The organism is Bacteroides sp. AF25-5LB, from assembly GCF_003602965.1.
Lineage (GTDB): Bacteria > Bacteroidota > Bacteroidia > Bacteroidales > Bacteroidaceae > Bacteroides > Bacteroides uniformis.
The window spans coordinates 2,955-16,242 of sequence record NZ_QTMC01000010.1; the positions used below are offsets into that span (position 1 = coordinate 2,955).

16 protein-coding genes are annotated in these 13,288 nt (G+C 50.3%); 14 read left to right on the plus strand and 2 right to left on the minus strand.

The features are described from left to right. From DWY57_RS11960 to DWY57_RS12010, 10 genes are all read left to right on the plus strand, one after another. A partial coding sequence (locus DWY57_RS11960; protein ID WP_119961879.1) for a DUF3408 domain-containing protein occupies window positions 1–288 on the plus strand: 288 nt, incomplete at its 5' end. A gap of 227 nt (window positions 289–515) precedes the next feature. Continuing rightward, window positions 516–887, plus strand: a complete 372-nt coding sequence (locus DWY57_RS11965; RefSeq protein ID WP_165853607.1) for a mobilization protein — start codon at window positions 516–518, stop codon at window positions 885–887. A 4-nt stretch (window positions 888–891) separates the two neighbouring features. After that, complete coding sequence (locus DWY57_RS11970) at window positions 892–1,812, plus strand: relaxase/mobilization nuclease domain-containing protein (protein ID WP_165853605.1); 921 nt, start codon at window positions 892–894, stop codon at window positions 1,810–1,812. Between the two features lie 30 nt (window positions 1,813–1,842). After that, window positions 1,843–2,604: a hypothetical protein gene (locus DWY57_RS11975; protein ID WP_119961819.1), complete on the plus strand. Its 762-nt coding sequence runs from the start codon at window positions 1,843–1,845 to the stop codon at window positions 2,602–2,604. Between the two features lie 7 nt (window positions 2,605–2,611). After that, window positions 2,612–3,826: a site-specific integrase gene (locus DWY57_RS11980; RefSeq protein ID WP_119961820.1), complete on the plus strand. Its 1,215-nt coding sequence runs from the start codon at window positions 2,612–2,614 to the stop codon at window positions 3,824–3,826. A 431-nt stretch (window positions 3,827–4,257) separates the two neighbouring features. Next, entirely contained in the window at window positions 4,258–4,818 is a 561-nt protein-coding gene (locus DWY57_RS11990; RefSeq protein ID WP_119961822.1) for a UpxY family transcription antiterminator, read from the plus strand. 62 nt (window positions 4,819–4,880) lie between these two features. Continuing rightward, complete coding sequence (locus DWY57_RS11995; RefSeq protein ID WP_119961823.1) at window positions 4,881–6,002, plus strand: MraY family glycosyltransferase; 1,122 nt, start codon at window positions 4,881–4,883, stop codon at window positions 6,000–6,002. Between the two features lie 13 nt (window positions 6,003–6,015). Next, a complete protein-coding gene (locus DWY57_RS12000) occupies window positions 6,016–6,807 on the plus strand; it encodes a polysaccharide biosynthesis/export family protein (RefSeq protein ID WP_119961824.1) in 792 nt (263 codons plus the stop codon). A 16-nt stretch (window positions 6,808–6,823) separates the two neighbouring features. Continuing rightward, complete coding sequence (locus DWY57_RS12005) at window positions 6,824–9,244, plus strand: polysaccharide biosynthesis tyrosine autokinase (RefSeq protein WP_119961880.1); 2,421 nt, start codon at window positions 6,824–6,826, stop codon at window positions 9,242–9,244. Window positions 9,245–9,297: 53 nt separating this feature from the next. Beyond that, on the plus strand, window positions 9,298–10,011 hold the full coding sequence (locus tag DWY57_RS12010) for a CpsB/CapC family capsule biosynthesis tyrosine phosphatase (RefSeq protein WP_119961825.1): 714 nt from the start codon (window positions 9,298–9,300) through the stop codon (window positions 10,009–10,011). On the opposite strand, the gene DWY57_RS12015 is transcribed toward DWY57_RS12010, so the two are convergent. Next, window positions 9,965–10,372, minus strand: a complete 408-nt coding sequence (locus tag DWY57_RS12015) for an N-acetylmuramoyl-L-alanine amidase (protein ID WP_119961826.1) — start codon at window positions 10,370–10,372, stop codon at window positions 9,965–9,967. The two genes, DWY57_RS12010 and DWY57_RS12015, sit on opposite strands and share 47 nt — an antisense overlap. Before the next feature lie 147 nt (window positions 10,373–10,519). Beyond that, window positions 10,520–11,044, minus strand: a complete 525-nt coding sequence (locus tag DWY57_RS12020; RefSeq protein ID WP_119961827.1) for an HU family DNA-binding protein — start codon at window positions 11,042–11,044, stop codon at window positions 10,520–10,522. Window positions 11,045–11,377: 333 nt separating this feature from the next. Between DWY57_RS12020 and DWY57_RS12025 the strand changes: the two genes are divergently transcribed. Genes DWY57_RS12025 through DWY57_RS12040 form a run of 4 tightly spaced genes read left to right on the plus strand, consistent with a single transcriptional unit; the run spans window position 11,378 to window position 13,069 of the window. Further along, entirely contained in the window at window positions 11,378–11,983 is a 606-nt protein-coding gene (locus tag DWY57_RS12025) for a hypothetical protein (protein WP_119961828.1), read from the plus strand. Next, on the plus strand, window positions 11,980–12,258 hold the full coding sequence (locus tag DWY57_RS12030; RefSeq protein ID WP_119961829.1) for a hypothetical protein: 279 nt from the start codon (window positions 11,980–11,982) through the stop codon (window positions 12,256–12,258). Before DWY57_RS12025 ends, DWY57_RS12030 begins: the two co-directional genes overlap by 4 nt. After that, window positions 12,197–12,790, plus strand: coding sequence for a hypothetical protein (locus DWY57_RS12035; RefSeq protein ID WP_133302455.1), 594 nt, complete (start codon window positions 12,197–12,199; stop codon window positions 12,788–12,790). The genes DWY57_RS12030 and DWY57_RS12035 overlap by 62 nt, the downstream gene beginning before the upstream one ends. Before the next feature lie 39 nt (window positions 12,791–12,829). Continuing rightward, entirely contained in the window at window positions 12,830–13,069 is a 240-nt protein-coding gene (locus DWY57_RS12040) for a hypothetical protein (protein WP_133302569.1), read from the plus strand. Window positions 13,070–13,288 lie beyond the last annotated feature (219 nt).

Consider the following 13,288-nt stretch of genomic DNA (forward strand, 5'->3'; position numbering starts at 1 on the left):
ACGGTAAGAAAGGACACCCCGGCGGAACCGGAAGACCCCGTGAGAAGAAGGACGAGCGGCAGGCAGCGCAGGGCCTCGCTGGAGGAGTACCGGGAAACGTACCTCACCGTCCCGAAGATCAGGAACCGCAAGACGGTGTTCGTCAGTGAGGATGTGAGGGACGAACTGGACGCCGTCGTCCGCAGGCTCGGCGGGCGTGGCATGAGCGTTTCCGGACTGCTGGAGAACCTTGCCAGGGAGCATCTTGCCGCCTACCGTGGGGACATCGAGCAGTGGAGAAAAATCTGACAGCCTGTTACCGGGCGTGGAGTATACCCGATGTATGCACCGTCCCCTGTGTACCCGCTTCAATGTGGAAAATGCGGGGGGATTTTTCTGTGTGGGGAGCAAGGGTATGTTTCCGGATTCCCGAAAACCTTTGCTCCCCGCGCCCGGCGGTTGCAAGGAGGGCAAATCCGCTCCCACCGGTCGCAGATTTTGGAATGAAAGAAGTACGGACGAAAAAGAAAAAACATATGACAAAGGATGTGAATGGGATGAAGAAAAGACGCGGGCGTCCGGCACTGGGCAGGACGCGGAAGCTGACCAAGGGAGTGACAGTGAAGTTCTCCCCCGTCAGCTACGAAACTCTTAGGTTCAGAGCAGGGAAGTCCGGCCGGAGCCTGGCGGTCTATATCAGGGAGGCGGCACTGGCGGCCACCGTTACGGCAAGGCATACGCCTGAAGAAAACGCGCTGCTGCGCAGCCTGGCGGGAATGGCGAACAACCTGAACCAGTTGACAAAGCTCCCATACCAGACAGGCTTTTACAGGACAAGGCTGCTGATAGAGGGGCTGCTGGGAAAGCTGAAGCGGATCATGGATGATTACAGGCCGAAAGGAGGATAGCCTCATGATAGGGAAGATCAGGAAAGGCCGCTCGTTCAGCGGCTGCATACGCTACGTGACGCAGAAAGACGACGCAAAAATCATTGCCTCGGAAGGCGTGCTGCTGGGAACGGTGGAGGAGACGGCACGCAGTTTCCGGTGGCAATGCCTGCTGAATCCGGACGTGGCGAAACCGGTGGGGCACATTGCGCTCAGCTTCAAGCCGGAGGACGCACCGAGGCTGACCGACGCGTTCATGGCAAGGCTGGCGGAGGAATACCTGGAGCTGATGGGGATACGGAACACGCAGTTCATCGTGGTGAGGCATCACGGGAGGGACAACCCGCACTGCCACATCGTCTTCAACCGGGTGGACTTCGACGGGAAGGTGATTTCCGACAGCAACGATCTCAGGTGCAACGAGAGGGTAACGAAAATGCTCAAAGACAAGTATTCGCTCACCTATTCCGAAGGCAAACAGGCCGTTAAAACGGAAAAACTGCACGCTTCCGAAAGGGTGAAATACGAGATATATCGTGTGGTTAAGGAAGCTTTGAGGAGTGCAAGTACATGGAAGGAATTTCAAAATAAGCTCTTAAAAATGGGCGTGAAAATGGAATTCAAGTATAAGGGAAATACCAGTGAGGTGCAGGGCATCCGCTTTATCAAGGACGGTCTGTCATTCAAGGGGAGTGAGATTGACCGCAATTTCAGCTGGTCAAGGCTGGATACGGCATTGGACCGTAACCATGCCACGTTTTCGGAAAATATCATTTTCCGAAAACGACTGTACCATGAACAAAGTCATGGTTCTGTTATTGATAACCTAGTCGAAGTCATCGGTACGGGCGGCGTGTTCATGCCGTCGGTGGCACCGACGGAGGACGAGAAGGATGCGAAACGTCTGCGGAAAAAGAAAAAGCGCAGGAAAGGAAGGAGTTTGTGAACCATATGTATAACGAAAAAACTTTGAAAGATGAAACAGGAAAATTATCTGGAAGGCATCTATGGATGCCTTGAAAGGATCGAGAAGAAAGTGGGGGCGCTGCCTGTGGAAGGCACAAGCCCCACAGTTGAAAACCGGACCATTTCCCCGGAAGGGATTGCGGAACTGAAAATCCGTCTGGAACGCCTGCAATCCGCAGTGGAGAAAAACAGTTCGGAAATAGCAGCGGTACGTAGCCATACCGCCTGGTTGTCGGAAGGCAGGCCGTTGTCTGCCGAAACGTTTGCCGGGGAAATGGAAAAGACAAGGGACTGCCTGCGGCAGGACAACCAGGCGGTAAAGGAAACGGTAAGACGGCTGGATGAGAGAATGGTCCTGTTGAAAAAGGAACCGGAGCACAAACTGGTGACCTACCGTCTGGAAAGTGCATCCAAGGCGGTGGTAACGACAGCTTCAGCACTGATCCTGGCACTGGTCGTTTCCGTCTGGGCCAACTGCAACCAGTACCGCACGAACCGGCTTTTGAAAGATGCCGATTTGAAATACCGAGCCATCAGGATCTGCCTACCGGGAGATGATCCCGACATCGCCTTCTTGGAGAAGCATTTCACCATCGAGCGAGACGAGGAAAAGATCCGGCGTGTGGAAAGGCTGGTGACCGCTTTTGAGGACTCGGTCAGGAATCGCATCCGTAATCATGAAATGGCGGCCTACAAGGACAGTCTGGCGCACCGGCTGTTTAGGGAGGCACAGGAAATCAGGAAGCAACTGGACAATCCTAATTCAAAATGACTACACTATGGCAACAATCAAAACCAAATTCAGGTCCTCGTCCGTGGAAGGCAGGGAGGGGACGCTCTATTTCCAGGTCATCCACGGAAGGGTGGCGCGCCAGATAAACACCGGTTACAGGCTGTTCCCTTCGGAATGGGACGGACGCACGTCGGAAATCATACTGCCGGTATTCGGTGATGCCAGAAGAAGCCTCCTGCTTGCGTTAAAGGAGCGGATGGAAAAAGACATCCGCCGTCTGGAAAGTATCATTGCCGGACTGGAACGTTCCGGCGGTACCTATCCCGCCGGCAGGGTTGTCGAACTTTTTCACAACCCGCCCCCTGAGGACAGCCATAATTTCATGGCCTTCGGAAAGAGGCTCGTGGAGGAACTGGAGCGTGTCGGCAAGAAGCGCACCGCCGAGAGGTACACCACCGTACTGAACAGCTTCACGCACTTCCGGGGCAGGGACGGCGACATCCCGCTGGAGGATATCGGCTCCACCCTCATGCTGGAATACGAGGCATGGCTGAAGGACAAGGGGATATGTCCGAACAGCACCTCCTATTACATGCGGAACCTGCGTGCCGTCTACAACCGTGCGGTGGACAGGGAACTGACGGTACAGCGCAGCCCTTTCAAGCATGTCTACACCGGAATAGACAAGACCGTAAAACGTGCTGTTCCATTGAAAGCGGTCCGCATGATACGTGACCTGGACCTGCGCCTTTCCCCGGGCATGGAATACGCCAGGGATATGTTCATGCTGAGCTTTTATACCCGGGGCATGTCGTTCGTCGACATCGCCTACCTGAAAAAGGCTGATCTGAAGAGCGGCGTGCTGACCTACCGCAGGCGGAAGACCGGCCGGCGTCTGTCCATTAAATGGGAGAAGCCCATGCAGGAAATTCTGGACAGGTATGGCCACAATGACAGCCCCTACCTTTTTCCGATCATCAGGGATACGGCCAAGGATGCCGTGCGGCAGTACAGGAGCGCAGCGCATTTCATCAACGGAAAACTCAAGGAACTCGGGAAACGGCTCGGACTCGGTATGCCGCTCACCATGTATGTAGCGCGCCATGCATGGGCGAATATTGCCAGAAGCAAGAATGTGCCGCTGGCAACCATCAGCGAGGCGATGGGACATGATTCGGAAAACACGACCAGAATCTACCTCGCCTCGCTGGATACCTCACAAGTGGACAAGGCAAACGACATCATACTCAAATCCTTATAACGGGGACGGATGCGGCACGCAGAATACCGGACAAAGGCTGTGCCGTTCCTGCTTCTCTTGGCAAGAGAAATATTACAATGTGCAAAGTTACGTAAAATATTGAAAAAACAATAGAAAACGGGTGATAAAATTAACCAAAACATTCATACAGAGTGTATTTGCTTAACATATGTCGGATAAGTACCATAATGCTGTTCCGTATTTCTATCTGTCCGTCAGCCAGTTACGTAAAATATGATCCCCGGATATTTCTCTTGCCAAGAGAAGTAGCGGCAGAAGCCCCGGAAATGAGGTCTGTACACTTTGTCAAAAGTATGGGACTGATAGTGGATATTATGAATAAAGGAAATGTAATCTGTTGTAATACATACCAATATACGAATTGGCATGAACTAGGGGTATATCCTCACCTATAAAATAATCCCGGCAATATGGGTATGAGTTTTTCTACGGTGGAAGAAAAAAAGCAGGTCCGCTGGTTCGTCATGCGCGCCTACAAGAATGAGAAAATGGCGGAGGACAGGCTGAAGGACAAGGAATACGGTCTGGAATATTTCATTCCGAAACATTACGCCGTAAGGATCTACCACGGTGTGAAGTCGACAAGGTTGGTGCCGGTCATACCGAGTCTGGTTTTCGTCCACGCCAGCCACTCGCAGATCACCGAATTCAAGAAACGGTACAACTTCCTGCAATTCGCCATGTGGGAAAAAAGCACGGGTATGGAATATATCACCGTGCCGGACGACCAGATGGACAGTTTCATCCAAATAGCTTCCCTGCATGAGAAGGATACGGTCTATTATAAGCCGGATGAAATCGACATACGGAAAGGTACCCGTGTATGTATCCACGGCGGCAAGCTTGATGGAGTTAAGGGTGTGTTTATGTGGGTAAAAGGGAAACGCAACCGCCGGGTGGTCGTGATGCTTGAGGGGATTATGGGGATATCGGCTGAGGTTCATCCCGATTTGATTGAAGTCATTTCCTGATATGGAAAAGTATGGAATCCCCACTCACGGTTTTACGCAAATAAAAAAAACAATATCTATATATGTATTTTTGGATTGTAAATTGTTCCCTGGCGTTCCTGCTTTGTGTCCTCTGTGCGGGTATCGTCATTCCCCAGATTCTGCTGATCGCTTTTCGCAAACAGCTGTTCGACCTTCCCGATGAACGGAAGATACATCATTGTGCGGTGCCCCGATTGGGTGGTATCGCGTTCAAACCGGTCGTGTTTTTCACCATAGCTTTGTTACTGGGAATCAATATGGCACTGGGACATTCGGAAATGTTGTCTGAAATCGGAAACGATGTACGGCCTTTGGCTTTTGCTTTCTGCTCCATCATGGTACTGTATCTGGTTGGCATGGCCGATGACCTGATCGGCATCCGTTATCGAGCCAAGTTTGTCATCCAGATTCTGTGCGGCGTGATGCTTATCGCCGGTGGGGTATATATCAACAACCTATACGGTATCCTGGGCATCCATGCGGTGCCGTTATGGTTAGGGTATCCCTTGACCATTTTAATCGTGGTCTTCATCATCAATGCCATCAACCTGATTGACGGCATTGACGGATTGGCTTCCGGGCTATGCAGTGTCGCCTGCCTGTGTTATGGTCTGACTTTTTTCATGCTCCACCAGCATGTCTATGCCATACTGGCGTTCGCCACATTGGGAGTGTTGGTACCGTTCTTCTATTACAATGTTTTCGGGAACGCCGAGCACGGAAGGAAGATCTTCATGGGTGACACAGGCAGTTTGACCGTTGGCATGATGCTCTGTTTTCTCAGTCTCAAACTGACCATGTGCGGTCTAGACGATAATACAGGAAATGTACATCCGATGGTGCTGGCCTTCTCACCCTTGCTGGTTCCATGCTGCGACGTAGTCCGGGTTTACCTGCATCGGGTACGTAACGGGAAGAACCCGTTCCTGCCGGACAAGAATCATATCCATCATAAGCTGCTTGCTTTCGGAATAAAGCAGCGCAATGCCATGATTATCATTGTCTCCGTATCAATAATATTCATACTGCTCAATATTCTTCTGTCCCTTTATCTCAATGTGAACTGGATCGTGCTGGGCGATATTCTGATATGGACTCTTGCCAACATTAGGCTGACGAAATCTATCAGACAACTTCAATCGGAACAGAAAACCAACAAATAAAAATCAATAAAATATGAAAATCAGATACATTTTATTCTTATTGACCGTGGCTTTCCTGCTGGGATCATGTGCCACGCCGAAAGTCGCTTATTTCGCGGACCTGAAACCGGGTACCGCAGAGCAAGTCTTGAACCCGCTGGAAATCCGGGTGCGTCCCGAAGACAAGATCTCAATACTGGTCAACAGCAAGGACCCCTTGTTGATGAACCTTTTCAACCTTCCGATCATATCCAGACAGATCGGTACGACATCGGGAATATCCAATAGCCAGGGGATATCAGGATATACGATCAACAAGGATGGAGATATCGATTTTCCAGTGTTGGGGCATATCCATGTGGCGGGAATGACACGCGAGGAAATCGCCTCGTATATAAAAGAGGAACTGGTTTCGAAAAATCTCGTGAAAGACCCCGTTGTTACAGTTGAGTTCATGAACCTGACCGTTTCCGTGTTGGGTGAGGTTGCCAACCCCGGACGTTTCAATATCGATAAGGACAAGCTGACGCTTTTGGATGCTTTAAGCATGGCCGGAGACCTTACCGTCTACGGGAAACGAGAGAATGTCTTGGTACAACGGGAGGAAAACGGCAAACAGACCTTGTATCAGGTCAACCTGAATTCGGGATATGACCTTTATGCCTCTCCCGTGTATTATCTGCAGCAGAACGATATCGTTTATGTGGAACCCAACTCGATGAAAGCACGGCAGGCGACTGTCAACGGCAATAACGTCCGCTCAGCTTCTTTCTGGATGTCGTTGGCCTCGCTGCTAACTACCATTACCGTGTTGATTGTGAAATAATATAGAATCAGATATGATGACCATAAATCAAAAGAATATAAAACCGGGACAGCAGGATGATTTCCTGCGGATACAGGATCTGTTGTACTTGTGCCTTGCAAGATGGAAGTGGTTCGTCTTGTCTTTGGCGATAACGGTCGGTGCCGCTACCGTTCATCTGTTACGTACCCCTGCTGTATATACACGTACCGCTTCGGTATTGATCAAGGAGGATTCCAAAGGCAAGTCGGTCTCCTCGGATCTGGAATCCTTCTCGGAGTTCGGGTTGTTCCAATCCGGTACAAATGTGAATAACGAACTTATCACCTTTCAGTCACCGTCTTTAATGACCGAGGTGGTTAAAAGGTTGCATTTGGATATGAATTACTTCGTTCCGGGGAAATTCCACCGTCAGGTGGCCTATGGACTGACATTACCTGTGGATGTAACGATAAATGACTTGCCTGAAAATGAATCAGCCGGTTTTACGCTGGAAGTGCAGCCAGACGGCACGTTATTCCTATCCGACTTTATACGTAACGGGACGGATCTTGATGAAAAGGATATAAAGGGAAGCTTGCTCGACTCCATTCCTACGCCATTGGGGAAAATCATTATCAATACAACACCCAATTACGTGAAAGGCGAGTCATATATATTGTATATAGACAAATCCAGTTTGTATAACGCTGTAAACTCCTGCTCATCCAATCTGTCCGTTTCATTGAATAATGAGAAATCATCGGTTATAGACCTGGCATTCAAGGATAACTCCATACAGCGGGCGGAAGATGTATTGAGCATGTTGATTTCCGTTTATAACGAGAACTGGGTGAAGGACAAGAACCAGATCGCTGTCAGTACCTCAATGTTCATCAATGAGCGTCTGGGCGTAATCGAACAGGAGCTGGGGAACGTGGACGAGGATATTTCCTCCTACAAGTCAGAACACCTGTTACCCGACGTGCAGGCGGCATCGAGCATGTACATGGCCCAAAGCAGTGCGACCAACGCACAGATCCTAGCCTTGAACAACCAGCTTTACATGACCCGTTACATCCGGAACTATTTAGCCAACGATGCCAACCGTACCCAACTGCTTCCGGCCAATTCCGGTATAGAGAGTGCCAACATCGAATCGCAGATTGCCGAATACAACAAACAGCTGTTACAGCGTAACAGCCTGGTTGCGAACAGCAGCGCAGAAAATCCGCTGGTCGTGGATATGGATCAGGCTCTGGCATCCATGCGTGGGGCGATAATCAGGTCTATCGACAATCAGATAGTAACCTTGAATTCGCAGATAAAAAGTTTACGGCAGACGGAGCAACAGACGACATCACGTATAGCGGCCAACCCTACACAGGCCAAATACCTGCTTTCGGTGGAACGCCAGCAGAAGGTAAAGGAGGCTCTTTACCTGTTCCTACTGCAAAAACGCGAGGAGAACGAACTCTCGCAAGCATTTACGGCCTATAATACCCGCATTGTCACTCCACCGCACGGCAGTATGTTGCCGACATCCCCTGTACACAAAAATATCTTTATGGTCGCATTTGCTCTGGGGCTGCTCATTCCGATAGTCATTATCTTCATGCGCGAGAATATGAATACCCGTGTACGGGGAAGGAAAGACCTGGAGAGTGTGACCGTACCGTTCATCGGCGAGATTCCGCTGTTTACAAGAAAGAAGAAAAGAATATTCGGGAAAAAGCCGCAGGAAGTCAAGGCCATTGTCGTCAAGGAGGGCAACCGTGACATCATCAACGAGGCGTTCCGTGTATTGCGTACCAATCTGGAGTTTATGACCGGCAAGGACAAGACATCGAATGTCATCATCGTGACCTCATTCAATCCGGGCAGTGGCAAATCGTTCCTGACCATGAACATCGCCGTGAGCTTTGCCATCAAAGGGAAGAAAGTGTTGGTAATCGACGGTGACCTGCGTCACGGATCTGCGTCATCCTATATCGACTCTCCTGCCAAGGGATTGAGCGACTATTTGGGAGGCCGTATCGATAACCTGAACGAAATCATCGTATCCGATCCGAAGCAAAAATCTATGGATATACTACCCGTGGGGACGATTCCTCCCAACCCAACGGAACTATTGTTCGACGAACGCCTGAAGCAGGTGATAGATACCGTAAGGGGACAATACGACTATGTGCTGATCGACTGTCCGCCCATCGAATTAGTGGCAGACACGCAGATTATCGAGAAGCTGGCAGACCGTGCCATTTTCGTAGTTCGTGCAGGATTACTTGAACGGAGTATGCTTGCTGAATTGGAGAAAATCTACGAGGAGAAAAAATACAAGAACATGTCCCTGATCCTGAACGGAACCGAGGGAAGCGGTGGTCGCTACGGATACCGTTACGGCTATCGGTATGGTTACCACTACGGTTACGGTTCGGGATACCACTACAGCTCCGATGAAAAGTATCGTGGTAAATAACTGGTTGTCAAATAATTAGAAATTAATGTTGCAAATAAAATCTTCATATCATTGTGTGGCCTTTCAGAAAACGCATCCCGCTGAAAGATAGCGGCATATTCGAGGGGTTTACCGACTGGCACTCGCACATTCTGCCGGGTGTGGATGACGGGGTGCAGACTATGGAGGAGGCGTTGGAGATATTGCGTCTGTATGAGGAGTTGGGTGTGAAATCCGTGTGGTTGACGCCGCACATCATGGAAGACATCCCCAATACTACAGCACACCTCTGGGAGCGTTTCGCGGAACTACAAGCCACCTACACCGGCCCGATAACGCTACATCTTGCGGCTGAAAATATGCTCGATAACCTCTTCGAGGAACGATTGGAAAAGAACGACCTGCTACCTTTGGGTGAGAACGGCGACCATTTGTTGGTGGAAACCTCTTATTTTAACCCTCCGATGGGATTGAACAACATCCTGCTCCGCATCAAGTCGAAAGGCTATGTCCCCGTCCTGGCACATCCTGAACGGTATGTGTATATGGAGTTGAAAGATTACGAACAGTTAAATCGTATAAATGTCGCTTTCCAGCTCAATCTGTCCAGTATCGTTGGTGGCTATGGGTCGGAAGTCAAAAAGAAAGCCGAATGGCTGTTGAGGAACGGCTTCTATGGCTTGACAGGCAGCGACACCCATTGTCTTGCAGCTTGGGAAACAACCATAGCGAGGAAGATAACTAAAATCGAAGACTTGCCACTGAAAAACAGGGGCATGCTTTCGTAGGTTCCAAATCGTGATGACCCACAATCAATGCTTTAGGGAATCTGCGATGCAAGTCCGCAAGCAACCGCTCCAAAGCCTTCTTTTGGGCAGGTGTCCGGGTGTCCATGGGAGTTTTGCCATCGGCAGCCAAACCACCGATATAGCATACCCCGATGGAATGACGGTTATGGTTCTTACAATATGCTCCAATCATTTCTTCGGGTCTGCCCGCTTCGATGGTGCCGTCAGTAGGAATCACATAGTGGTAGCCGCAGCCCAGCCAACCGAGGGAGCGATGGTAGCGGTCGATGTCTGCCATGCGGAGTGCGCTGTCCGCCTTATTGGCGGAACAGTGCACGATAATCAGGGTGATGGTTCTCATAAGTTACCTCCCAACATGCCGCCTGCGGCACCACTGATGAGCAATTCGATGATACGGACGATGTACAACAGTACGGTTTTCCATTTTTTCTTCATGTTACTTTTTGTTTTTAATAAGACAATTATCAATAAATCCATAACTCTCATGTTACTGCAACATTTCATCGTTATCTCCTGTGTTGCCGGAATCATCGCTACCACCGTCCGTCGGCTTCTTGCCTTTTGCGGTGTCGATGTCCACAAGGCCAATGCCGGATTTCTCCGCCTTCAGCGTAGCCACTTGCGCCACACGGCTTGCCACGGGATTGAACTCGGCACGGTCAATGAGATTCTCAAAGTCGGCCCCCGGTGTAAAGAGTATGTTCACACCCTTAATGTTGGCGGCAGTGAACTTCTGGCAGTTCTCCGCACCCGTGCTGGTCAGCGACAGCCAGAAGTCGCCCAACTCGTCAAGTTGCACTTTCTTGCCCTCCAGCAGCATTTCCACCAGGCACTCGCACATATCGGAGAGCACGCCTTTCACTGTGCCGCGCTTGTGACCTCCGTGGTCGGCGATGTGCTGCACAAAACCACGGAACGACATCACTTCCGAAACCTGAGCCTTGGCGAAAGCTTTGGGCGCCGCTTCTTTGTTCTGTGGATTGGGGAGCAAGAATACACTGTAATTGATCATAACAATTGCCCATTGCCGGTATGGGACTTGGTATTTACACAGCCCATTATTAAACTGTGCCCGGCAGAGGTTAGAAAATAGAATTAATCCAATAATAATAAGGTGCATTCCCTCGCTATGGTTGTTGTGTCAAGCTGTCAAAGAACGCTCTGTAACCGGGTTACGTCAGCAAAGTTAATTCAGACTTTTGCCTATTCCCATACTCGTTTGGAAACGCTTCCGAATGTTCAGGAACAGACTCCTTGCCATTTAATCCTGTTCGGTTTCCAGCACCCTAAAACATCCTGAAATGAACGAAAAGACCCTATAGAGAAGTACCGGGAATTCTTCGACATGGCGAAGGAGAGCAGGCTTTTTGAAGGCACCCTCAGCCTACTGCAACGTGCCACCAAAGCGCGTGAAGTGGCGGAGGTAGTGGCATGGCTGTTCGGTGTGGGTAGTGTCAACTCCGACCGGGTGGTCACCAAAGAGTTCATAAGCATCCTCCTTGGAGTGGCGACCCACCTCCAGAAGGGCAGTTCGGTGAACAACCTCCGTGAGCACATCAACAGCATCATCGCCCGTGACCGATGGAAGGCACGGGAGAAGGAAAGCCGTGAAAGCAAACCTTTCAAAATCAACGAGAACACCATCACTGTAAACTTCTCCGTAACTTTCGACCGGGATAAGTTCGCTTTGATGCAGGAGATTATCCACCAAATGGATATGGTTCTGAGCTGGGTCACCGTCAGCCATTTCGACGGTCATCCCGATACAGCCTTCCCCGTCTATCAATTGCAAGGGGCATCCTCGTTTGTGGCGGCGGCACTCCGCCAGATATGCGACAGTTTAGGTACGGATTCCCTTACCGACATGCGCTATGCTTCGGAAAGCTACGGCTTTGAGCGCAGTCACCTCACCCTCTCGCAAACCATCCAGTTAGCAGAAAATGAATATTGACCACAGCCATATATTCCGGCAGATGGCCGAATCGCTCCGTCATTACTACGGCATACAGGCAGTTCCCGAGGTCGCCCACGGTGCAGACTATCTTTTCGCTCTACAACCTTGCCATGGGAGACGGCGTGGACATCGGTGAGACGGTATGCCGCTATGCCCTGTTCCATGCCTTCCTTGAACTGGATGACTATGAGGTAGCACGCCGCCACCTCGATGCGTTCCGCCGGGGAGGTGCAACGCCTGCACCTGGACCGCCGCTCGCCGGAACAGCGTGAGGAGGCACGCGGACAGGTGCTCGTACAGCTGTACTTTACCATGCTGCACGAATCGTTCCACATCATCTTCCGCCACTCGCCCGAATCGGCGAAGATGGCGGCAGAAACCACACGGGAGTTGCTGCGAGACATGAAGGACGAACTGGCAGACCAACTCTCTCTTATCACCAACGACGAACTGCTCTCGGACTCCAAGACCCAAGAGCATCTTGCCGCACTTATTCCGCCTGCGTTGCCACAGGAAGAGCGGGAAGCGATGATGGCACAGATGTGCGAGGAAATGAAATCCAATCCTTATTCCACGGATTATATAGACCGATTGGTCAATGGGAGTGACAACGTGCTGGTTGAGGAACTGGCATGTGACCGCCAGGCATGGCTCAACTTCGTGGATATGGCTACTGCGAACGGATGCTCTACAGAAGATCTGCTCCAGTTCCATCTATGTTTTTTCGTTGTGTTCTGCGCCATGGATTTCAATCAATCCATCTTGTCACAGTACCGTCCGGCCCTTCGTGCCCACTACCAATAGGATGGCAGACGAGTTGTCTTGCGGCATAACGCATTCAAGGTGCTGCTTCGGCAATACAATCCCGAAGTGTACCATCAGATCAGACACCAGTACCTTGAATTGAACAAAGGACTGGAAGCCATCTTCCGCACCGCCACCCTCGGCATCTACAACTATCAAGAGGATTTCATCCATCTCCATGCGCTTTATCAGGCAAGAAAGGCAGATCCTGTCCTCCCTGATATGCGGGCGATACGCCAATTGGAAGCGGAAATGGAAACCGTTGTCAAGGACTTGTAGATGGGAGAAAGAATAAAAGCGGCTTCAACAGGTGTTGAAAGCGGCTTCGCAGACCAACGAAATCGTCTTCATCGCTTATCGAAGTGTATTACGTGATGAGAAGCTATCCCAACCACAAGTAACAAGTGCAGATGTGGTATCTAAAAGGTTTATTTAGAACGCTAAAAAATATAATGCATTAAGAGTAGAAATGGCATGACTTAAAATAAATTCACTAAT